Genomic DNA, 20,414 nt, shown 5'->3' on the forward strand with positions numbered 1-20,414 from the left:
GGTGCATCACTGGGCGGCGCTGCTGTTCGCGGCGTCGATCATCGTGCACCTGCTGCGGATCTTCTTCACCGGCGCGTTCCGCAAGCCGCGTGAGGCGAACTGGGTGATCGGTTCGCTGCTGCTGATCATGGCGATGTTCGAGGGCTTCTTCGGCTACTCACTGCCCGACGACCTGCTTTCCGGCACCGGCCTGCGGGCCGCGTTCTCCGGCATCACCATCGGACTGCCGGTGATCGGCACCTGGATGCACTGGCTGATGTTCGGCGGCGACTTCCCCGGCGACATCATCATCCCCCGCCTCTACATCGCGCATGTACTGCTGTTCCCCGGCATCATGCTCGCGCTGATCGCCGCCCATATCGCGATCGTCTGGTATCAGAAGCACACCCAATATCCGGGGCCGGGGCGCAGCGAGAACAATGTGGTCGGCGCCCGCATCGTGCCGGTGTTCGCGGCGGATCAGGGCGCGTTCTTCGCCTTCACCCTCGGCATCGTCGGTGTGATGGGCGGGTTGCTCCAGATCAATCCCATCTGGAATCTCGGGCCCTACAACCCGTCGCAGGTGTCGGCGGGTTCGCAGCCGGACTTCTACATGATGTGGACCGACGGCCTGGCCAGGCTCATGCCACCGTGGGAGTTGTATCTGGGCCGCTATACGGTCCCGGCGGTGACCTGGGTGGCGCTGACCATGGGCCTGGTGTTCGTGCTGCTGATCGCCTACCCGTGGATCGAGAAACGCCTCACCGGTGACAGAGCCTCGCACAATCTGCTGCAACGGCCCCGCGACGTCCCGGTACGCACGGCGATCGGCGCCATGGCGATCACCTTCTACGTGGTGCTGACCCTGGCCTGCGTCAACGACATCATCGCCTACAAGTTCGACATCTCCCTGAACGCCACCACCTGGGCCGGACGTATCGGTCTGCTGCTCGCCCCGCCCATCGCCTACTTCCTCGCCTACCGGTTCTGCCTCGGCTTGCAGCGCAGCGACCGGGCCGTGCTCGAGCACGGCATCGAGACCGGTGTGATCAAGCGGCTGCCGCATGGTGAGTACATCGAGGTGCATCAGCCACTCGGCCCGGTCGACGAGCACGGTCATCCGATTCCGCTGGAGTACCAGGGGGCGCCGGTGCCGAAGAAGATGAACAAGCTCGGCCTCGCGGGCAAACCCGGCACCGGCAGTTTGCTGCGGGCCGATCCACCGGCCGAATCCGATCGCAATCTGGCGATCGAGGAGGAAGAGGAGCACCGCCAGCTCGCGGTGCTGCGCCGCCAGCAGGACATCGAGTCCGAACACTGATCCGGCACCGCCTGACCTGGTCAAGGGCCGAAGGCGGTAGCGCAGCGTCGCCACGCGGGTCAGGCGAGATTCAGCACTGCGAAGGCCCCGAGTCCGAATCGACCCGGGGCCCGTGATGCTGTGTGTTCCGGCTGCGGCCCGACGCTACTGTCGGCGTCCGAACCGACCGCTGGACAGACCCGTTAGGAATGCGTCCCACTCGCCGGGGGCGAAGGCCAGCACCGGTCCGTTCCCGCTGTCCTTGGTGTCCCGGACCGCCACGTTGCCGTCGACGAGCTGCGCGACTTCCACGCAGTTCCCGTCCGGGCCACTGTGTCGGCTCTTCCGCCACACAGCCCCCGACAAATCAACCTCCACGGCACCGACTCCTTTGCTGCGTCACGATATTTTGTTCTGACTTCTGACTTGCTCCGATCAACCGGCATCCGACACCGAACGACGAACGCCGTGGTGCGCCTGGTGATAGCGCGCGACTTCCCCTGTGCGCCTGTATGCACTCGCATTTCCGAGAACGCACGGGCTGCGCGGCGAAAACGCCCACGTGGGCCGACCCCGCGCAGAGAACCCTAGCAGGTCCACCCATAGTTTGCCGGCCTCTTGCCCACTACCTCAACACTTTTGCCAACCTTGCGAAGTTTTGTTGTTGCGGAAACATTGCCAGCGAACAGCTTTCTTTCTGAGACGGTTTCGATGGTTGAAGTATTCATCGGATGTGATTGGCCTGTGATCGGTCATAAAAGCGCGGGCGGATACACCGCGCGAGCGCATCGCCCGGTGAGCGTGGATCATGGAGGACATGGTCGAACGCGATCGCGACGCCACAGGTCGCGCCCTCAACTCTCGTCCACGGGACCGATTCGGGCGGCCGCTGCCGCCGGGTAGCGAGGGTGTGCCACGAATTCCGGATGACCTGAATCTGCCACCCCAGCAAACTCTTTCCTACGCCCAGCAACTCCTGGACGACGGTCTGGCATTCAACGCACATGAGGTTTTGGAGGCGGCCTGGAAGAACGGGCCGTTCGCCGAAAGGATGCTGTGGCAGGGGCTGGCGCAGTATGCCGTGGGGCTCACCCACATTCAGCGCGGGAACGCGAAGGGTGCGCATACCCTACTGACCCGAGCGATAAACCGGATCTCGTCATTCGGTGAGCACTCCGAGAGTGATCCTGATTACATCGAGAGCCGCAGCGAAACCGCCGATCCCATTCCTTACGGCATCGATGCCGTCGGTTTGATCGCGCACGCACAGACCTTGCTCACGGCGCTGGACGCGGGAACACCGATCACCGAGGACCAGCTCAAGCCTCGCCTGTGCGGCGCCGCCACACAGCAACGATGACCGGACCGCGACTACCATGACCGCGATGCCGACCGACCTCGCTCCCGCGGGCCGCTACGCGCCGAGCCCCTCCGGTGATCTGCATCTGGGCAATCTGCGAACAGCCCTGCTGGCCTGGCTGTTCGCCCGTAGTTCCGGGCGCCGATTCGTACTGCGCATCGACGATCTGGACCGGGTGCGGCCCGGCGCCGAGGCCCGCCAGCTCGCCGATCTCGCCGCGATCGGCCTGGACTGGGATCTACCGGTGGTCCGCCAATCCGACCGGCTGCCGCGGTACACCGCGGCCATCGACCGGCTCACCGCCGCGGACCTGACCTATGAATGCTTCTGCACCAGAAGAGAAATCCAGCAGGCCGCGACCGCACCGCACGGGCCGATGGGCGCCTATCCGGGCACCTGCCGCGAGCTGACCGAGGCCGAACGCGCGGATAGACGCGCGGCGGGCCGACCGGCGGCACTGCGCCTGCGGGCGGGGGTGACCGAGTTCGAGGTGATCGATCAACTGCACGGTCCCTACCGCGGCCCCGTCGACGATGTCGTGTTGCGCCGCGGCGACGGCATCCCGGCCTACAACCTCGCGGTGGTGGTCGATGACGCCGAACAGGGCATCGACCAGGTGGTGCGCGGCGACGACCTACTGCCGTCCACCCCGCGTCAGGCCTATCTCGCCACGCTGCTCGGACTGGAGGTGCCGCGCTACGCGCATGTTCCGTTGGTACTCAACGAATCCGGGCAGCGGCTGGCCAAACGCGACGGCGCGGTGACCCTCGCCGACCGGCACGCACTCGGGGAGAGCACCGGGCAGGTGGTCGCCGCGCTGGCCCGCTCGCTCGGCTACTCCGGCCACACCGCGGCCGATCTGCTGGCCGGATTCGACCCCGCCGACCTGCCCCGTGAGCCGTGGACGCTCGCCCCGGACGGGTTGTTGCAACATGATCGTTGTCCGTAACGTACCCAGCGACCGATCTTTCGACGGACGAGGATTTCATATGACAAGCGGTGGGTACGACCCCAACCAGTATCCGCAGGGCGGGCAGCCGTACGGGCAACCGCAGTTCGGGCAGCAGCCCCAGTACGGGGAGCAGCCGAAATACGATCAGCAGCCGCAGCAGCCATACGGGCAGCAGCCCCAGCAGCAGTACGGTCAGCAGCCCCAGCAGGACCCGTATGGTCAGCAAGCCCAGTACGGTCAGCAGCCGCAGTACGGTCAGCAGGACCCGTACGCGCAGCCCCAGCAGGGGTACGGCCAGTACGGGCAGCAGCCGGGATTCGGCGGGCAGCCCGGTGATCTACTGACCAGGTTCGGTGCGCGCTTCATCGACGGCATCATCGTCGGCATCCCCGGCACCATCATTTTCATGCTCGTATGGAGCCTGATCGGCGGCACAGCGGGCTACTTCGTCGGCCTGATGGTCTACATGGCCCTCGGACTCGCCTACTTCGTGCTGCTCGAGATGAACATGGGCACCACGCTCGGTAAGAAGGTGCTCGGCCTGCGCGTGATCGCACCGGGCGGCGCACCCAAGATCAGCCCGGAGGTGTCGCTGAAGCGCAACACCTACCTGGCCGTGAGCATCATTCCGTGCATCGGCCAGCTCATCGGCCTCGGTCTCGCCATCTACATGGCGATCACCATCGAGCAGGACCCGAACAAGCAGGGTTGGCACGACAAGTTCGCCGGCGGCACACAGGTCGTCAAGGGCTGAGCAAGGGTGGTGCCGTCATCGACGGCATCACACCGAGACGACGAGGGGCGCACCGAAACCGGTGCGCCCCTTCGTTGTCATGTGCGGTCCGGGGTCTAGGCGCCCCAGCCGCTGACGGCACCCACGATATTGAGAATCCAGTACAGGATGCCGATCACCAGGCCGACGGCGCCGACCGAGATACCGGCGATCGCCAGGCCGCGGCCTTCCTGTCCGGTCTGCTTGATCTGATTGAGGGCGACAAGACCCAGCACCAACCCGACCAGGCCGGGCACCAGCAGACCACAGCACAGCAGTCCGATGCAGGAGGTGATGAGCGACCCGATCGCCATACCGTTGGTGCCAACCGGTGGCATGCCGTAGGGCTGATATCCCGCCTGATACGGATACCCGTACCCCGGCTGCTGCGGATACCCCTGCTGGGCGTACGGATCAGCCGCGGGCTGCTGGTATGCCGGGTACTGCGGCTGAGAAGCCGCCGGATACTGCGGTTGCGAACCGGCCGGATACTGCGGTTGCCCTGGCACACCCGGCTGCGGCGCGGCAGGATATTGCTGGCCCGACGGGTATCCGGGCTGTTCGGCTGCGGGGTACTGCGGGACCGAACCGGCGCCAGCTGATTCCGACGACACACCTTGGCCGCCGTACTGCTTCCACCACTCGTCGGAATCGCCGGGATTGGTCATGGCTACACCATATGGCAAACCTGGTTGGATGAGGCGGGTGAGTGATTCGACCAAACCCGCAGAGCACGGGGAGTCTGGGCGCCCCGCGTCCGACCATGCGGCATTCGCCCAGGTCGCGCGGGGCTACTACACCCCCATCGTGGCACTGTTCACGGCCACGCTGATCATTTCCAACGTCTGCGCCACCAAGGGCGTGCAGTTCTTCACCGACCATTCGGTGACCTGGGGCCCGCTGGAGGTGCTGCCCATCACCACCGACGGCGCGTTCTTCCTCTTCCCGCTGGCCTACATCCTCGGCGACGTGCTGAGCGAGGTCTACGGCTTCCGCGCCACCCGCCGCGCCATCTACTACGGCTTCGCCGCGCTGCTGCTGATGGTGGCGTGTTTCGCAGTCGCGATCCAGCTGCCGCCCGCGGTGTTCTACGGGAACCAGGAAGCCTTCCGCACCGTCCTGGGCACGACGCCGCAACTGGTGGCGGCCGGGCTCGCCGGATACTTCGTGGGCCAGCTGCTGAACTCGGCGACGCTGGTGCTGATCAAGGAACGGACCAGGGAAAAGTACCTGTGGGCGCGGTTGATCGGCTCCACCGTGGTCGGCGAACTCGCCGACACCCTCATCTTCTGCTCGATCGCCGCCACCGCCATCGGCATCGACAGCTGGCAGCAGTTCGCCAACTACGTGATCATCGGCTTCCTGTGGAAGACGCTGGTCGAGATTCTGGTCATGCCGATCACCTATCGGGTGATCGCACTGCTCAAAAAGCATGAACCGAGCTATGCGCCGAAGGATTTCGACCCGCTGCACTCCTGATACGTCCGCACGCCGCGGCGGCCGAAGTGGAGGCACTCACAGCCTCCGTTCCGGTCGGTGCCGAGTATCGGCAGCGAACACACTGCTTCCCAACGGAATTCGGGCCGGGGCCGCGTCGAGGCAGGCGTCAGGGCGCGGAGACCCGCCCCTTCCAGCGCCCGAGAGTTTCGGTCCGGAACTCCTCGAAGTATCCGCCGTCGATGCTCTCGCGGATGCGGTCGACCAACCGGATGGTGAAGCGCTCGTTATGGATCGTGCACAGTGTGGCGGCCAGCATCTCCTTGGCCTTGAACAGGTGATGCAGGTAGGCGCGGGTGTAGTTGGCGCAGGTGTAGCAGTCGCAGGTCTCGTCGATCGGGGTGAAATCGCGGCGGAAACGGCTGGTGTTGATATTGAAACGGCCCGCGTCCACGTAGATGGCGGCGTTGCGGGCCACCCGTGAGGGGTTCACACAGTCGAAGGTGTCGGCGCCGTTGGCGACCGCCGCGAACACGTCTTCCGGTTCGCTGATGCCGAGCATATGGCGCGGCTTGTGCTCGGGCAGTTCGGCGCTGCACCAGCCGACGATGGCGCCGAGATTGTGCTTCTCCAGCGCGCCGCCGATGCCGTAACCGTCGAACTCGGTGCCGTCCTGGCCGCGGATGGCCTCGAGTTCGCGGCAGGCCTTGCGGCGCAGGTCCTCGTACTGCGCGCCCTGGATCACCGCGAACAGCGCCTGGTACGGGCGATGGGTGCGCGCGTGGGTGAGCCGTTCGTGTTCATCGATACAGCGCTGGGCCCACTCATGGGTGCGCTGTAGCGATTTCTCCTGGTAGCCGCGGGTATTGAGCAGGGTCGTCAGCTCGTCGAAGGCGAACATGATGTCGGCGCCGAGCTGATGTTGGATACCCATCGACACCTCGGGAGTGAAGCGGTGCCGGGAGCCGTCGAGATGGGATCGGAAGGTGACGCCGTCGTCATCGACGGTGGCGAGGCGTTCTTTGCCCTTGGCGATGACGTCATCGCTGCGCACATCGACGGCCTCCATGGCCAGCACCTTCTTGAACCCGACACCCAGCGACATGACCTGGAAGCCGCCGCTGTCGGTGAAGGTCGGCCCCGGCCAGTTCATGAACCGGCCCAGCCCACCGGCCTCGTCGACGATATCGGAGCCGGGTTGCAGATACAGGTGGTAGGCGTTGGCGAGCAGCGCCTGCGCGCCGATCTCGCTCATCGTCTCCGGCAGCACGGCCTTCACCGTGGCCTTGGTGCCCACCGGGATGAACGCGGGCGTGGCGATATCGCCGTGCGGTGTGCTGATCACCCCGGTCCGCCCGTACTGCCCGTCGAGGCGGGTACCGACGGTGAAGGAGAAAGCATCGCGGTCAGACACGAGGCTCATCTTCGCAGGAGACGCCGCCGGTCCATCGATCGCACTACGCCTCCGCGGCCGCCGCCGCGAACTGCGCGCTGTAGAGCCGGTAGTAGGCGCCGCGGTTCTCCAGCAGCCGCTCGTGGTTGCCGAGCTCGACGATCTGGCCCTGCTCCATCACCACGATCACATCGGCGTCGCGGATGGTGGACAGCCGGTGCGCGATGACGAAGCTGGTGCGGTCGCGCCGCAGCGCCGACGTCGCATGCTGCACCAGCAGTTCGGTGCGGGTGTCGACGGAACTGGTGGCCTCGTCCAGGATCAGGATCGACGGCTTGGCCAGGAAGGCCCGCGCGATGGTGATGAGCTGTTTCTCACCGGCGCTGACTCCGGTGCCCTCCTCGTCGATGACGGTGTCGTAGCCGTCGGGCAGCGCGTGCACGAATCGGTCCACATAGGCGGCGCGGGCGGCGGCGAGGATATCGGTCTCGCTCGCGTTCGGGTTGCCGTAGGCGATGTTGTCCCTGATGGTGCCCTTGAACAACCAGGTGTCCTGCAACACCATGCCGATCCGGGAACGCAGGTGGTCGCGGGTGATCTCGGTGATGTCGACGCCATCGATGGTGATGGCGCCCGCGTCGAGTTCGTAGAACCGCATGAGCAGGTTCACCAGTGTGGTCTTGCCCGCGCCGGTCGGGCCGACGATGGCCACCACATGGCCGGGCTCGGCCACCAGCGACAAACGCTCGATGATCGGCCTGTCCGGTTCGTACCGGAACGACACCGACTCGAATTCCACCCGGCCGCGATCCACCGGGCGCACGTCCTCCATCACCGGGTCCGGGCTCTGTTCCTCGGCGTCGAGTATCTCGAAGATCCGTTCCGCCGAGGCGACCCCTGACTGCAACAGATTGGCCATCGCACCGATCTGGGTCAGCGGCTGACTGAACTGCCTGGAGTACTGGATGAACGCCTGCACCTCGCCGAGCGAGAGCTGCCCAGTGGCCACCCGCAGGCCGCCGACCAGTGCGACGAGCACATAGTTCACGTTTCCGAGGAACATGATGGCGGGCATGATCAGGCCGGAGATGAACTGGGCCTTGAAGCTGGACTGGAACAGCTGATCGTTGCGCTTGTCGAACTCCTTGGCCACCTCGTCGCTGCGCCCGAACGCGGTGACGATCTCGTGGCCGGTGTAGGCCTCCTCCACCTGGGCGTTCACCAGTCCGGTGTATTTCCACTGGTCCACGAAATGCGGTTTGGACCGTTTGGCGATCTGGGCGGTGACCACGATGGCGACGGGCACCGTGAGCAGGGCGATCAGCGCGAGCAGCGGCGAGATCCAGAACATCATCACCAGAATGCCGAGCACCGAGAACACCGAGTTCAGCAGCTGACTCATGGTCTGCTGCAAGGTCTGCGACACATTGTCGACGTCATTGGTGACCCGGCTGAGCACATCACCGCGCGGGGCGGAGTCGAAATAGCTCAGCGGCAGCCGGTGGATCTTGTCCTCGACATCGCCGCGCAGCCGCTTCACCGTCCGGTTGATGACGTTGTTGAGCAGATATCCCTGCAACCAGCTGAATATCGCCGCGCCCAGATACAGCACGAGCACCAGCATCAGTACCCGGCCGACCGCGTCGAAATCGACGCCGACGCCGGGCACCACATCCATGCCCGACAGCATGTCGGCCAGGGTGTTCTCGCCTTCGGCGCGCAGGCCCGCGATGGCTTCGTCCTTGCTGATTCCCGAGGGCAGCTGCTTACCGACCACGCCGTCGAAGACGAGGTTGGTGGCCTGGCCGAGAATGTAGGGGCCGAGGGTATTGAGCACCACCGACACGATCACCAAGGTGACGATCGCGATGACATTGGTCCGCTCGGGTGCGAGCCTGCGCAGCAGCCGTTTCAGCGAGGGACCGAACGATTTCGCCTTGCTGTCCGGTCCGCCCGGAACCGCCCCCGGCCTCATCGGGCCTCCTCCACGCTCAGCTGCGATTCGACGATCTCCTGGTATTCCGGGCAGTCGCGCAGCAGTTGCTCATGCGTGCCGATGCCCGCCATGGCGCCGTCTTCGAGCACCACGATCTGGTCGGCGTCGCGGATGGTCGCGATGCGCTGGGCCACGATGATCACCGAGGCGTCGCGGGTCTCCGGGCGCAGCGCCTCGCGCAGGCGGGCGTCGGTGGCCACGTCGAGGGCGGAGAACGAATCGTCGAACAGGTAGACGCGCGGTGTGCGCACCAGCGCGCGGGCGATGGCCAAACGCTGACGCTGACCACCGGAAACCGTGGTACCGCCCTGCGCGACCGGGGTTTCCAGGCCCTCGGGCATCTCGCGGACGAAGTCGGCGGCCTGCGCGATCTCCAGACAGCGCCACAGTTGCTCATCGGAGGCGTCGGGATTGCCGTAGCGCAGGTTGCTGGCGATGGTGCCGGAGAACAGGTACGCCTTCTGTGGCACCAGCCCGATCTGCGCGCGCAGTTGCGCGAGGTCGAGATGGCGGACATCGGTGCCGCCCACGTAGACCGCGCCGTCGGTGACGTCGATCAGTCGCGGGATCAGGTTGAGCAGCGTGGTCTTACCGGAACCGGTGGCACCGACAATGGCGGTGGTCCGGCCGGGTTCGACCCGGAACCGGATCGCGTGCAGCACCGGCTTCTCCGCACCCGGATAGCTGAATTCGGCGAACTGGACGTCGACCTCGGCCGGATCACCGCGAAACGGCTGCGGTATCGCGGGCGGATGCACCGACGAACTGGTCCCGAGCACTTCGCCGATGCGGTCGGCGGAAACCGCGGCGCGCGGGGCCATCATGGCCAGGAACGAGGCCATCATGACGGCCATCAGGATCTGCATGATGTAGGCGAGCATCGCGGTGAGCGAACCGATCTGCATCTCGCCCGAATCGACCAGATGGCCGCCGAACCAGATCACGGCCACACCGGTGAGATTGCTGATGAGCATGACGGTCGGGAACATCAACGCCATCAACCGCCCGACCCGCAGCGAGGTTTCGGTGAGTTCGTTGTTGGCCACCCCGAACCGCCAGGCCTCCTGCCGTTCCCGCACGAACGCCCGCACCACCCGGATACCGGTGATCTGCTCCCGCAGCACCCGGTTGACCTCGTCGATCCTGGCCTGCATCGCCCGGAACCCCGGCACCATCCTGGCGATGATCAGCGCCATACTCAGTCCGAGCGCCGGCACCGCGATCAGCAGCACCCAGGACAGTTTCAGGTCCTCACGCAGCGCCATGACGATGCCGCCGACGCACATGATCGGCGCCATCACCAAGATGGTCGCGGCCATCACGATCAGCAGCTGCACCTGCTGCACATCGTTGGTGTTGCGCGTGATCAGCGACGGCGCGCCGAAGGTGCCGACCTCGCGCGCGGAGAACGTGCCGACCCGATGCAGCAGCGCACCGCGGATATCGCGGCCACCGCCCATGGCGGCCTGCGCGGCCAGATAGACCGAGGCGGCCGAGCTGACGATCTGCACACCGGTCACCACGAGCATCCACAATCCGGTGCGCCAGATGAACCCGATATCGCCCTTGGTGACACCCTCATCGATGAGGTCGGCGTTCAGGCTCGGCAGATAGAGCATCGCGATGACCGAGATCAGCTGCAACGCGACCACTCCCGCGAGCTGCGCTCGATACGGAGCCAAATAGGTGCGTAGCAGTGAGATCAGCATGATGACTGGAGGCTACCGGCAATTCATCGGACGTGACGAGGACATTCCAGTGCCAGCTGGTCGAGTGTCCGAAGTGTCCGGAAACAGTGCCGGATCAGGCGCGGCCGAGCAGTTCCTGGTCGTCGCGTGGCTCACGGCGGGCCCACGCACCGGGGTCGGCCGTCAGCGTATCGATGAATCCGGGCAACCGGTTCTCGGCGATATCGGCGATCGAGACGTCCTCGAGGACGGCACGGATATTGACCCGCAACGCGATCCACACCCGCTGCAACGGTTCGGCCGTGCCCGCATAGCGGATGTCCTCGGGACGCTCACCGCGCACCGAGGCCAGCGGACCCTCGATCCCGCGGATGACGTCGGCGATGGAGATGGCGGCGGCCGGTCTGGCCAGCCGGTAGCCGCCGTCCGGACCGCGCCTGCTCGTCACCAGGCCCGCGCGGCGCAGTTCGGCGAGCACGCTCTCCAGCACTTTCGGGGCGATCCGCTGCGCCGACGCGATCGTCTCGGCTTTCACCGCCGCACCGCTTCCTCCCGCGTCGGCGATCTCGAGCAACGTTCGCACCGCGTGGTCGACCTTCGCGGTGATGTGCAACTGTCCGGCTCCTGACGTATCCGAGGTGACGCGGACGAATCTACGCGGTGGCCCCGGCGGTCAGCACACATGTCGCGGCGTCGAGCAGGGTCGATTCCACCAGCGATTCCGATGCGCCGGGCACCAGTTCGGTGGACAGCAGCGCCACGCCGAGGATCTCCAGGGCGGCACTGGCCCGCAGCAAGGCCTCATCGGTCGGATCGGGACCGGCGAGCCAATGACGCAGTTCCCTGGTGCTGTCGGCCACATCGGGGTAACGGTCGGCCATGGCGTTGACGATGGCGATGGTGTCGCGCATGCACATCGCGCCCGCGTCGCGGTGGCGGACCATGCCGCGGACGTAGGCCCGCAGCACCGCCCGGATGCCCTCCGCATCGTGCGGGACGGCGTCGATGTCCTCGACCACCGACCGCATGTGATCGATCACCGGGTCGATGATCGCCAGCAGCAGATCGAGTTTCGAAGCGTAGTGATAGTAGAGGGAGGCCTTTGTGATTCCCACCGCATCCGCGACTTCACGCAGGCTCGTCTGTTCGAAGCCTTTATTGGTGAACAGCGTGACCGCGGCGTCTCGAATGGCCTGTTTAGTGCCTCCACCTGCGACAATGGTGTCCGATGACTCACGGATGGTCATGGGATGATCCTCTCATCACTGTCCTGCCCGGCTCCGGGTGCCCGAAAAATTGAGGTTGCCCCTCCGGTTGATTCCTACGGTAGTCTACCTACCGCACGGTAGGCAGAGCGCGTCAATTGGAGGCGGGGACGGCAAGCACCCGCGACAGAGGTGCTGTCTACACGCTCCAGCAATTGAATCGATCCCGAGCAAGCTACAGCGACAGCTAGGAGAGACCCCCGTGTCCGTATATCTGTACCGATGGGGAAAGTTCGCTTTCCGCAGGAAGTGGTTAGTGCTTCCCGTCTGGCTGCTCCTTCTGGTGCTGCTCGGCGGGGTCGCGGCATCCATGTCGAAGCCGTTCCAGGACAAATTCGACATGCCGGGCCTGCCGTCGGAGCGGGCCACCGAAATCCTCGAAGAGCACATGCCCGAGTACGCGTCGGGATTCAGCATCGATGCGATCTCGGCCACCTTCGTCGTCGCCGCCAAGGACGGGAAGCTCTCCGACCCGAACAATATGGCGGCCCTCGACGCGATGGTCGCGGAGTTCAACGCGCCCAAGCTCGGTGATCAGGAGATCGTCGACCACTCCAAGCCGATCGTGAACCCGGTCACCGCGACGCAGCTGATGCCAGCGAGCCCGGAAGCCGCCCAGAAGCAGGCCGAGGCCATGGCCGCGCTCGAACCGGGCCAGGCACCGCCGATCCCCTCGCCCAACTGCCTCGACGATCCGAACGCGCCCGACTTCCAGGGCATGTGCTCCGGCGCGCCGCTGAACGTGCTGAACGAGCAGAACCCCGGCACCGTCGCGGTGATCACCGTGCCGTTCACGATGGCGGAGTTCTCCGACGTCAAGCCCGAGCACCGGGAGGCCGCCGAGGCCGTCGTCGAGCGTGCCCGCGAAGCGGGTCTGACCGCCGAGATGACCGGCGTCCTCGCCCAGGAACAGCCCGAGCAGGGTTCGGCGGAGATGATCGGTATCGGCGTCGCGCTGATCGTCATGATCATCGCCTTCGGTGCCCTGGTCGCCGCCTTCGTGCCGATCATCACCGGCATCGTCGGCGTCGGTGCGGCCGGTCTGCTGATCGTGGCCGGTACCTCGCTGACCGCCGTCCCCACCTTCACGCCGATCCTGGCGTCCATGATCGGTCTTGCGCTGTCGATCGACTACGCGCTGTTCATCGTGTCCAGGTACAAGCATGAACTCGTCGTGCAGGATTCGCCGGAAGAGGCCGCGGGCGTCGCGGTCGGCACCGCGGGTTCGGCCGTGGTGTTCGCGGGTCTGACCGTGCTCATCGCACTGCTGGGCCTGAGCATCGTCGGCGTCAGCTTCCTGACCGCCATGGGTATCGGTGGCGCGGTCGCCGCCGCGTTCGCCGTCGTCACCGCGATCACCCTGCTGCCCGCGCTGATGGGTGCGTTCGGCCGGTTCCTGTTCAAGCCGAAGGTCCCGTTCGTCGCCAAGCACGACCCCGAGGACGACAACTCGGTCACCAACGGCATGCGGTTCGCCAAGCTCATCGCCAAGGCTCCCGCCGTGACGTTGATCCTGTGCGTCGTGGCGCTCGGTGCGCTCGCCGCACCGGCGCTGAACCTGAACCTCGGCCTGCCCGGCGGTGACAGCGCGCCGAAGGATTCCTCGATCCGCAAGGCCTACGAATTGCAGACCGAAGGCTTCGGCGAGGGCAAGAACGGCATGCTCGTGGTGGCCGTCGACCTGTCCGAGGTGCCGCAGGACCAGCGCGAACCCGCGCTGTCGGAGCTGCGGACCAGGCTGTCGGGCTACGAGGACATGGACTACCTGACCACCGCTCAGCCGAGCGAGGACGGGCAGGCCGCGCTGTTCATGGCGGTGCCGAAGTCCGGCCCGAACAGTGCCGCGACCCAGGATCTGGTCGCCGATGTCCGCGATGCCGAGGGTGAGTTCACCTCGAAGTACGGCATGGAATACGGCATCACCGGTGAGACCGCGATCTACGCCGACGTCAACCATGTGCTGCTTGCCAGCATCGTGCCCTATCTGGCGATCGTCGCCGGTGCGGCGTTCCTGCTGCTGGTGCTGGTGTTCCGGTCCATCCTGGTGCCGCTGACCGCCGCGCTCGGATTCCTGTTGTCGATGGCGGCCACCTTCGGTGTCACCGTGCTGGTCTTCCAGGAGGGTGCGCTCGGCCTCATCGACGACACCCACCCGATCATCAGCTTCCTGCCCATCATGTTGATCGGCATCGTGTTCGGTCTCGCCATGGACTACCAGGTCTTCCTGGTGACCCGGATGCGGGAGGAGTTCGTGCACGGCAAATCGCCGAAGGACGCCATGATCGACGGCTACCACCACGGTGCCCGCGTGGTGACCTCGGCGGCGGTCATCATGATCTCGGTGTTCGCCGGATTCATGCTGTCCTCGGATGTCACCTCGAAGTCCATGGGCTTCGCGATGGCGGCCGGCGTGTTCTTCGACGCGTTCCTCGTCCGCATGGTGCTGATCCCATCGCTGCTGGTGCTGATGGGCAAATGGGCCTGGTGGCTGCCGGCCTGGCTGGACAAGATCGTGCCGGATATCGACGTGGAAGGCACCAAGCTGCGCGAACTCCAGCAGCGCGAGGCCGAGGCCGCAAAGAAGCCGGTACAGGCCGGGGTCTGATCCGCGAGGGTCGTTCCCGAGGCTCGTCCGCGAGCATCATCCGAAGACAGCGAACCCCGTCCGGCAACCAGCCGGGCGGGGTTCGCTCGTATGTGCGCCCGAGGTGGCGCACCGAGTCGGACGGTCACGCCTGAACTACGGCGCCGGGACAGAGCGCGCCGACCGTGGATGACCTGCCGAACCCCTCGCCCGCCGAGCGAGGGCTCACCGAGTTACTGACTCGGCTCGGGCAGTGTGCAGTGCTCGACCTTCGGGTTGAGGCCCGCGTAATTGAGTGGGCCCGCGACCACGGTCAACGCGATGGTGGCGAAATCGCGGCATTCGGCCGGGGCCGCGGTGAAGTAGTCGCGCTGGAACGCCGCGACGAAACCGGTCACCAACCACACCATCACCAACAAGCTCAGCAGGCTCGCACCGAACCCACGTGACGATCTGGCGCGAAGAGAGGGCTCGCGCATGGCAATCGCTTCCTTCCATCTCCGGGTTTCTCTCGAATACCCGGTGTGCGGCCCGCCTATCACTGTGCCGGACAGCACATATCGTGCGACATTTCGCAAGGTCGGGACCGCAGATCGGCAACCGGCAGGTCCACCGGTCGTTACGAACCGGACCTAGCTTCTTCCGCGGGGAACCCCAGAGATCGGAGTATCACCCGTGGTTGTCACCACTGCGGCCGAACGAACCGCACCAATCTCCCGGCCGAGTCCGAGCCCGGCCGATCGACTGTTCGGCAGCGTGCCCGCGCCCCTGCTCGTTCTGGGCGCTATGACCAGTATTCAGCTGGGAGCGGCGCTGGCCAAGGATCTGTTCGAGATCACCGACGCCACCACCGTCGCCGGGCTGCGGCTGACCGTCGCCGCGCTCATCGCCTGTGTGCTGTGGCGCCCGTCGGTGCGGGTCGATCGGCGAGCACTGCCCGCCATCGCCGGACTCGGGCTCGCGGTGGCCGCGATGAACGTCGCGTTCTATGCCGCCATCGAACGCATTCCACTCGGCGTGGCGGTCACCATCGAGTTTCTCGGCCCACTCGCCGTCGCGCTGCTCGGCTCCCGCCGCAGGCGCGACCTGGTGTGGGTGGCCTGTGCGGCGGGCGGCGTCGTGCTGTTGATGAAATCCGGTGGCTCGGTCTCCTGGTCCGGTGTGCTGTTCGCCCTGGTCGCGGGCGTGGGATGGGGGTCCTACATCCTGTTCGGCGCGGCCGTCGCCGAACGCACCTCCGGCCGCAACGGCCTGGCCCTCGCCATGGTGTTCGGCGCCGCGATCGCAGGCCCGCCCGCACTCGCCGATGCCGGTGCGGCCCTGCTCGACCCGTGGTTCCTGGCCGCGATCACCGGTATCGCGGTCCTGTCGTCGCTGGTGCCGCATGTGATCGAGTTGGAAGCGCTACGTCGCATCACCCCGTCCGCGTTCGGCATCATGATGAGCCTGGAACCCGCCGTCGCGGCCGCGGCCGGGCTCGTGCTGCTGGGCGAGTCGCTGGCGGTGGCACAGTGGGCGGGAATCGTGCTGGTCGTCGCGGCGACCGCGGGGGCGGCCAGGGTCGGGGCCGCACCCGAGCAACGGCAGCCACCGGACCGGCACCCCGGCCGCGGAATACACGCCGCGTCACCGGGGTAGATCTGGAGTGATCACGTATCGGACAAGGAGGCCGGGATGGCGGTACCTGGTGTCATCGGCTTGCGGTCGGTCGTTCTGGACTGTCCCGAACCACGCCGACTCGCCGAGTTCTATCTGCGAATACTCGGTGGGGAAATCCTCGAAGCCGAAAGTAACGAGCGGTGGGTGGCGATCACCGACCCGCAGGGCCGACGCCTCGCCTTCCAGCACGCCCCCGAATACGAACCACCCCGCTTCCCCGACCCGAAAGCCTCACAGCAGATCCACCTGGACATCCTCGTCGACGATGTAGAAGTCACCGAACCCGCCATCCTCGCGGCGGGAGCGACATTCGTTCAGACCGGCCACGATTTCCGCGTATACACCGACCCGGTCGGACACACCTTCTGCCTCGTCTGGCTCATGAACTGAGCGCACCGCATCCGGAGCACGGATCGACAAACCCGGGGTCGGATCGGTGGCGTTGGGTGCAGCGACGACCATCGCCCACTCGTACTCGGGTATCTCGAGGCGACCCCGCCGAGCGCGCTGGCCGGGCAGCTAGCGGCCCGTCTCGGGCTTCCCCGGTAGCACCTCGGCCGCGGCAGAGTCGGGCGTCCCGGTGAGATAGCGCTGGAGCGTGGGCCCGATCCACGCCACGACATCTTCCCGGCTCATCGCCGTCAGCGGCGGGAATGCCAGCACGAACCGGCCGAGTGCCATGCCGAGGATCTGCGAAGCCGCGAGGCCCGCCCGCATCGGCACTTCCCGCGGATCGTCGACCGCGCGGGCCACGACGGGTGCGAGTTGCGCGGCGAAGATCGATCGCATCCGCTCGGCGGCGGACTCGTTGGTCACACCGGCGCGCAGCAGGATCAGCAAGGCTTCATCGCGCTCCCAGCGCTCCAGGAAGTGCGCGACAACGGTGGACCCGAGCAGGTCCCGCGGCACCGTCGACAGATCCGGTAGCTCCAGATCGAATTCCACCGCGGCGGCGAACAGCCGCTCTTTGTTGCCGAAATAGCGCATCACCATCGCCGGATCGATATCGGCGTCGGCCGCGATGGCGCGAATGGTTGCCCTGTCGTATCCGTCGGCGGCGAAGCGTTCACGAGCCGCGGCGAGGATGACGGCTTTCGTCTCGCCCGAAGATCTCCTCATGTCAACGAGTGTAGGCCAACAACTGTTGACATGGTGTATCCACCCCTCTACCTTCAATGCCAACAGTTGTTGACTTTCTGAGGAGTACCGAGATGACGAACTCCATCGCAGACGTTCTGATCGTCGGAGCCGGGCCGGTCGGCCTGACCGCCGCGGTCGTTCTGGAACAGCTCGGCCACGATGTCGTCGTCGTCGACAGCCAGAGCGAAGGAGCGAACACTTCGCGGGCCGCGGTCGTACATCCGCACACCCTCGAACTGCTCGAGCCCTACGGCGTCACCCCCGCGTTGGTCGACCGCGGCCTGCACACCCCGACCTTCACCATCCGCGATCGCGACCAGTTGCTGATCGGCGTCCCGTTCAGCGACCTGCCCACCGCCTACCCGTACACGCTGATGATCTCCCAGGCCGATACCGAAAAGTTCCTACTGGCAAGGCTTTCGGACCTCGGCGGCAAGGTGATCCGCCCGGCCACGGTGACCGAAGTCGTCCAGGACGCCGACTGCGTCACCGCGACCTTCGACGACGGCAAGCAGATCCGCGCCCGCTACCTCATCGGCGCGGACGGGATGCACAGCCTGGTGCGCGAGCAGGCCGGTATCGGATTCACCGGCGGCACCTACGCCGAATCGTTCACCCTCGCCGACGTGCGGATGTCGGGCGGCGTCCCGCAGGACGAGGTCATCCTGTACTTCTCCCCCGCTGGCCTGGTGGTCGTCGCGCCGCTGCCGGACGATATGTACCGGATCGTCGCCACCGTCGATGAAGCGCCACACGAACCGGATATCGCGTTCGTGCAGCGACTGCTGGACGAACGCGGCCCCGAAGCTCATCGCGCGGTGGTCGAAGAAGTGGTCTGGGGCTCCAGGTTCCGCGTCCACCACCGCATCGCCGACAGCTTCCGCTCCGGCCGCATCCTGCTGGCAGGCGACGCGGGCCATGTGCACTCACCAGCAGGCGGGCAGGGTATGAACCTCGGCATCGAAGATGCGATCACCTCCGCCGAGGCCCTCTCGCGCGTGCTCGCAGGCGAGCCGGACACCCTCCTCGACGACCTCGCCACCGCCCGCCGCCACACCGCCGAAGGTGTGGTCTCGATCGCGAGCCGCCTCACCGATATCGCCACCGTATCGGCCAGGATGCGACCGCTGCGCAACACGATCATGCGGTTCGCCGGAAAGATTCCAGCCGTCCGCGCCCGCCTCGCCCAGCGCCTGTCAGGGCTGGATCGCTGAACGCTGGCGGAACGGCGACGAGAAGCCGAGCTAGATCGTCGCCCCCAGCCAGTGCGCGAAGCCGAGAAGGGTATCGGAGCGGCGCCGCTGAGCGGAGGCGATGCCGTAAACGGTTTCGCGGACCGAGGGGTGCAGGCGGGTTTGTTGGGGAGCGGCGGAGCGGGCCTTGTTGAGCGCGGCGAGCGCTCGGTCCGGCTTTCCCGACATGAGCCAGGCTCGGGCGTTGTCGTGCCAGTGGTGGGCGACTCGAGTGGGTGGGGCGTCCGCGCCGTAGGTCAGTTGCGCGCCGTCGAGTGCGGCGCGGTTCGGGTCACCGGCCTCCAATTCGATGGCATGCGCGTGGATCTCGACATTCAAAGGGCCGAACGCTGTCATATACAGGTCGGTCTCGCCGGTCCGCGCGGCGAGTTCCCTGGCAGCACGGACATGGTCGGTAGCCGCCGAGTAGTCGAGTTTGCGGGCTTCGTTGATCGCACCGGCCAAATGCGAGTATCCGGCAAGCACCAAACCCTGTGGGGTGTCGTCGGCAGCGGCGATCGCGCCCTCGATCAGTTCCGCGGCCACCCGTGATTCGCCGTAATGGGTCAGCACACGGGCCCGAGCCAGCGCCGAGAACGCACCGAAGTTCGGATCATCGCCCAAGGGGGCGTAGCCATCGGCGAGATCCAGCGCGGGCAGGGCAAGCATCAGATGACCGGTCCTGCGGGCCGACCACTCGGCAAGGATGTAAGCCGAAGCCAACAGCGAGTACGCGCGAGACTGCTGGTCACCGGACAGATCTCGAACGGCTCCATGCAACCGGCGGATGACACCGGGCAGCGCTTCGAGCGTCTGGCGCGTGCGGTCACTGCGATACAGATCTTGCGCCGCCGACAATTCCGCCGCGAGCTGCGGCAATGGCCTCGGCTCCTCTGCGGTGGCGTATCGCCCCTGCGCCAACAGTATCGACAGTTCGTTCACCGCGTCCGACAAAGGCTTTCCATCATCGAACGGCGCTCCGGTGAGCTGTTCCGGCGTGATGCGCAGAGCCCGGGACACGGCCGAGACGAATCCAGGCGATGCGACTTCCCGCCCCTGCTCCACCGCCTTCACCATGCTCAGGCTGTAAGCCGCCCGATCAGCCAGCTGCCGCTGACTCAGACCCGCGATCTTGCGTTCCGCGGCCACCGCTTGCCCCACGTGCTGCCACATGTTTCGAGCGTAGATCGATCCCGGCGACCTGTCGCGCGTGTCCGCGTGCCGAACTCGCCTCTGTCCCTTCGCTGTCCCTCGTGGCCCCTGCCGGTGCCGAATCTGATGCGACGACAAAAGGAGGGGTGCCGCACATGAGGTCACTACCAACAGCACTGGCATGGATCGACCCCGAGATCAGCACCGCACCGGAATGGGACACCGCCCAGGTACAGCGCCTCGCGCGCAGGCTCGGGTTCTGCCTGGTGTTCCCGCAGGAGAACTCGTGTCTACCGATTGCCGATCAGGTCCGAGAGGCCGATGTGGATGCGGTACTCCTTCCCGCTCCGAACCACCTCGACCCGCTCACCCTCGACACGATCATGCACCTGTGTGACATCGAAACAGTCTGCCCGCGGCTATCTTTCGCACGTTGGACGGCGATCGGATCGCTGCGGTGAGCTTTGCCGTCGGATGCGGATTCACGCTGGCGGTGGGGATTCCG

General features: G+C 66.1%; 20 protein-coding genes. 10 read left to right on the top strand and 10 right to left on the bottom strand.

Annotated elements, in window-relative coordinates:
- A partial coding sequence (gene qcrB, locus QH168_RS25430; protein ID WP_280468355.1) for a cytochrome bc1 complex cytochrome b subunit occupies nucleotides 1-1,300 on the top strand: 1,300 nt, incomplete at its 5' end.
- Nucleotides 1,301-1,444: 144 nt separating this feature from the next.
- Here the strand turns inward: qcrB and QH168_RS25435 are convergent.
- The gene (locus QH168_RS25435) at nucleotides 1,445-1,657 is read right to left on the bottom strand and encodes a DUF397 domain-containing protein (RefSeq protein ID WP_280468356.1); all 213 of its coding nucleotides are present in this window, start codon (nucleotides 1,655-1,657) and stop codon (nucleotides 1,445-1,447) included.
- 439 nt (nucleotides 1,658-2,096) lie between these two features.
- On the opposite strand from QH168_RS25435, the gene QH168_RS25440 reads away from it, so the two are divergent.
- From QH168_RS25440 to QH168_RS25450, 3 genes are read left to right on the top strand one after another with little or no spacing between them, the layout of a single operon-like run.
- On the top strand, nucleotides 2,097-2,639 hold the full coding sequence (locus QH168_RS25440; RefSeq protein WP_280468358.1) for a DUF309 domain-containing protein: 543 nt from the start codon (nucleotides 2,097-2,099) through the stop codon (nucleotides 2,637-2,639).
- A 25-nt stretch (nucleotides 2,640-2,664) separates the two neighbouring features.
- Entirely contained in the window at nucleotides 2,665-3,588 is a 924-nt protein-coding gene (gluQRS, locus tag QH168_RS25445; protein WP_280468360.1) for a tRNA glutamyl-Q(34) synthetase GluQRS, read from the top strand.
- A 40-nt stretch (nucleotides 3,589-3,628) separates the two neighbouring features.
- Nucleotides 3,629-4,345, top strand: a complete 717-nt coding sequence (locus tag QH168_RS25450; protein ID WP_280468362.1) for an RDD family protein — start codon at nucleotides 3,629-3,631, stop codon at nucleotides 4,343-4,345.
- A gap of 95 nt (nucleotides 4,346-4,440) precedes the next feature.
- Here QH168_RS25450 and QH168_RS25455 read toward each other — a convergent pair whose 3' ends face one another.
- Nucleotides 4,441-5,031: a DUF4190 domain-containing protein gene (locus tag QH168_RS25455; protein ID WP_280468363.1), complete on the bottom strand. Its 591-nt coding sequence runs from the start codon at nucleotides 5,029-5,031 to the stop codon at nucleotides 4,441-4,443.
- A gap of 28 nt (nucleotides 5,032-5,059) precedes the next feature.
- On the opposite strand from QH168_RS25455, the gene QH168_RS25460 reads away from it, so the two are divergent.
- On the top strand, nucleotides 5,060-5,842 hold the full coding sequence (locus tag QH168_RS25460; RefSeq protein WP_280468364.1) for a queuosine precursor transporter: 783 nt from the start codon (nucleotides 5,060-5,062) through the stop codon (nucleotides 5,840-5,842).
- Between the two features lie 127 nt (nucleotides 5,843-5,969).
- On the opposite strand, the gene tgt is transcribed toward QH168_RS25460, so the two are convergent.
- The 5 genes from tgt to QH168_RS25485 all read right to left on the bottom strand — a co-directional run bounded on the left by tgt (nucleotide 5,970) and on the right by QH168_RS25485 (nucleotide 12,124).
- Nucleotides 5,970-7,223, bottom strand: a complete 1,254-nt coding sequence (gene tgt, locus QH168_RS25465) for a tRNA guanosine(34) transglycosylase Tgt (RefSeq protein ID WP_280468366.1) — start codon at nucleotides 7,221-7,223, stop codon at nucleotides 5,970-5,972.
- Nucleotides 7,224-7,257: 34 nt separating this feature from the next.
- Nucleotides 7,258-9,168, bottom strand: a complete 1,911-nt coding sequence (locus QH168_RS25470) for an ABC transporter ATP-binding protein (RefSeq protein ID WP_280468368.1) — start codon at nucleotides 9,166-9,168, stop codon at nucleotides 7,258-7,260.
- Nucleotides 9,165-10,898: an ABC transporter ATP-binding protein gene (locus QH168_RS25475; RefSeq protein WP_280468369.1), complete on the bottom strand. Its 1,734-nt coding sequence runs from the start codon at nucleotides 10,896-10,898 to the stop codon at nucleotides 9,165-9,167. The genes QH168_RS25470 and QH168_RS25475 overlap by 4 nt, the downstream gene beginning before the upstream one ends.
- Before the next feature lie 94 nt (nucleotides 10,899-10,992).
- A complete protein-coding gene (locus QH168_RS25480; protein ID WP_280468371.1) occupies nucleotides 10,993-11,490 on the bottom strand; it encodes an RrF2 family transcriptional regulator in 498 nt (165 codons plus the stop codon).
- A 40-nt stretch (nucleotides 11,491-11,530) separates the two neighbouring features.
- Nucleotides 11,531-12,124, bottom strand: coding sequence for a TetR/AcrR family transcriptional regulator (locus QH168_RS25485; RefSeq protein ID WP_280468372.1), 594 nt, complete (start codon nucleotides 12,122-12,124; stop codon nucleotides 11,531-11,533).
- Between the two features lie 220 nt (nucleotides 12,125-12,344).
- Here QH168_RS25485 and QH168_RS25490 point away from each other — a divergent pair, with 220 nt between their 5' ends.
- On the top strand, nucleotides 12,345-14,747 hold the full coding sequence (locus tag QH168_RS25490) for an MMPL family transporter (RefSeq protein ID WP_280468373.1): 2,403 nt from the start codon (nucleotides 12,345-12,347) through the stop codon (nucleotides 14,745-14,747).
- Nucleotides 14,748-14,959: 212 nt separating this feature from the next.
- On the opposite strand, the gene QH168_RS25495 is transcribed toward QH168_RS25490, so the two are convergent.
- A complete protein-coding gene (locus QH168_RS25495) occupies nucleotides 14,960-15,205 on the bottom strand; it encodes a hypothetical protein (RefSeq protein ID WP_280468374.1) in 246 nt (81 codons plus the stop codon).
- A 307-nt stretch (nucleotides 15,206-15,512) separates the two neighbouring features.
- On the opposite strand from QH168_RS25495, the gene QH168_RS25500 reads away from it, so the two are divergent.
- Both QH168_RS25500 and QH168_RS25505 read left to right on the top strand, forming a co-directional pair.
- The gene (locus tag QH168_RS25500; protein ID WP_280468375.1) at nucleotides 15,513-16,364 is read left to right on the top strand and encodes an EamA family transporter; all 852 of its coding nucleotides are present in this window, start codon (nucleotides 15,513-15,515) and stop codon (nucleotides 16,362-16,364) included.
- 36 nt (nucleotides 16,365-16,400) lie between these two features.
- Entirely contained in the window at nucleotides 16,401-16,775 is a 375-nt protein-coding gene (locus tag QH168_RS25505) for a VOC family protein (protein ID WP_280468377.1), read from the top strand.
- A 129-nt stretch (nucleotides 16,776-16,904) separates the two neighbouring features.
- Here the strand turns inward: QH168_RS25505 and QH168_RS25510 are convergent, their stop codons facing one another.
- On the bottom strand, nucleotides 16,905-17,504 hold the full coding sequence (locus tag QH168_RS25510; RefSeq protein ID WP_280468378.1) for a TetR family transcriptional regulator: 600 nt from the start codon (nucleotides 17,502-17,504) through the stop codon (nucleotides 16,905-16,907).
- Between the two features lie 92 nt (nucleotides 17,505-17,596).
- On the opposite strand from QH168_RS25510, the gene QH168_RS25515 reads away from it, so the two are divergent.
- Complete coding sequence (locus tag QH168_RS25515; RefSeq protein ID WP_280468379.1) at nucleotides 17,597-18,739, top strand: FAD-dependent oxidoreductase; 1,143 nt, start codon at nucleotides 17,597-17,599, stop codon at nucleotides 18,737-18,739.
- A gap of 30 nt (nucleotides 18,740-18,769) precedes the next feature.
- Here the strand turns inward: QH168_RS25515 and QH168_RS25520 are convergent, their stop codons facing one another.
- On the bottom strand, nucleotides 18,770-20,092 hold the full coding sequence (locus tag QH168_RS25520) for a helix-turn-helix domain-containing protein (RefSeq protein ID WP_280468380.1): 1,323 nt from the start codon (nucleotides 20,090-20,092) through the stop codon (nucleotides 18,770-18,772).
- Between QH168_RS25520 and QH168_RS25525 the strand changes: the two genes are divergently transcribed.
- Nucleotides 20,065-20,370 carry a hypothetical protein gene (locus QH168_RS25525; RefSeq protein ID WP_280468381.1) on the top strand — a complete coding sequence of 102 codons (306 nt, stop codon included), beginning with the start codon at nucleotides 20,065-20,067 and terminating at the stop codon, nucleotides 20,368-20,370. The genes QH168_RS25520 and QH168_RS25525 overlap by 28 nt on opposite strands.
- Nucleotides 20,371-20,414 lie beyond the last annotated feature (44 nt).

Source organism: Nocardia cyriacigeorgica, from assembly GCF_029868385.1.
In the GTDB taxonomy this organism is placed as follows: Bacteria; Actinomycetota; Actinomycetes; order Mycobacteriales; family Mycobacteriaceae; genus Nocardia; species Nocardia cyriacigeorgica_F.

Excerpts from the sequence above, each read along its gene's own strand:
- QH168_RS25440 (WP_280468358.1), top strand. The coding sequence starts at position 2,097 with ATGGTCGAACGCGATCGCGACGCCACAGGTCGCGCCCTCAACTCTCGT.
- gluQRS (WP_280468360.1), top strand. The coding sequence starts at position 2,665 with ATGCCGACCGACCTCGCTCCCGCGGGCCGCTACGCGCCGAGCCCCTCC.
- QH168_RS25450 (WP_280468362.1), top strand. The coding sequence starts at position 3,629 with ATGACAAGCGGTGGGTACGACCCCAACCAGTATCCGCAGGGCGGGCAG.
- QH168_RS25455 (WP_280468363.1), bottom strand. The coding sequence starts at position 5,031 with ATGACCAATCCCGGCGATTCCGACGAGTGGTGGAAGCAGTACGGCGGC.
- QH168_RS25460 (WP_280468364.1), top strand. The coding sequence starts at position 5,060 with ATGAGGCGGGTGAGTGATTCGACCAAACCCGCAGAGCACGGGGAGTCT.
- tgt (WP_280468366.1), bottom strand. The coding sequence starts at position 7,223 with ATGAGCCTCGTGTCTGACCGCGATGCTTTCTCCTTCACCGTCGGTACC.
- QH168_RS25470 (WP_280468368.1), bottom strand. The coding sequence starts at position 9,168 with ATGAGGCCGGGGGCGGTTCCGGGCGGACCGGACAGCAAGGCGAAATCG.
- QH168_RS25475 (WP_280468369.1), bottom strand. The coding sequence starts at position 10,898 with ATGCTGATCTCACTGCTACGCACCTATTTGGCTCCGTATCGAGCGCAG.
- QH168_RS25485 (WP_280468372.1), bottom strand. The coding sequence starts at position 12,124 with ATGACCATCCGTGAGTCATCGGACACCATTGTCGCAGGTGGAGGCACT.
- QH168_RS25495 (WP_280468374.1), bottom strand. The coding sequence starts at position 15,205 with ATGCGCGAGCCCTCTCTTCGCGCCAGATCGTCACGTGGGTTCGGTGCG.
- QH168_RS25500 (WP_280468375.1), top strand. The coding sequence starts at position 15,513 with ATGACCAGTATTCAGCTGGGAGCGGCGCTGGCCAAGGATCTGTTCGAG.
- QH168_RS25505 (WP_280468377.1), top strand. The coding sequence starts at position 16,401 with ATGGCGGTACCTGGTGTCATCGGCTTGCGGTCGGTCGTTCTGGACTGT.
- QH168_RS25510 (WP_280468378.1), bottom strand. The coding sequence starts at position 17,504 with ATGAGGAGATCTTCGGGCGAGACGAAAGCCGTCATCCTCGCCGCGGCT.
- QH168_RS25515 (WP_280468379.1), top strand. The coding sequence starts at position 17,597 with ATGACGAACTCCATCGCAGACGTTCTGATCGTCGGAGCCGGGCCGGTC.
- QH168_RS25525 (WP_280468381.1), top strand. The coding sequence starts at position 20,065 with ATGAGGTCACTACCAACAGCACTGGCATGGATCGACCCCGAGATCAGC.
- QH168_RS25520 (WP_280468380.1), bottom strand. The coding sequence starts at position 20,092 with ATGCCAGTGCTGTTGGTAGTGACCTCATGTGCGGCACCCCTCCTTTTG.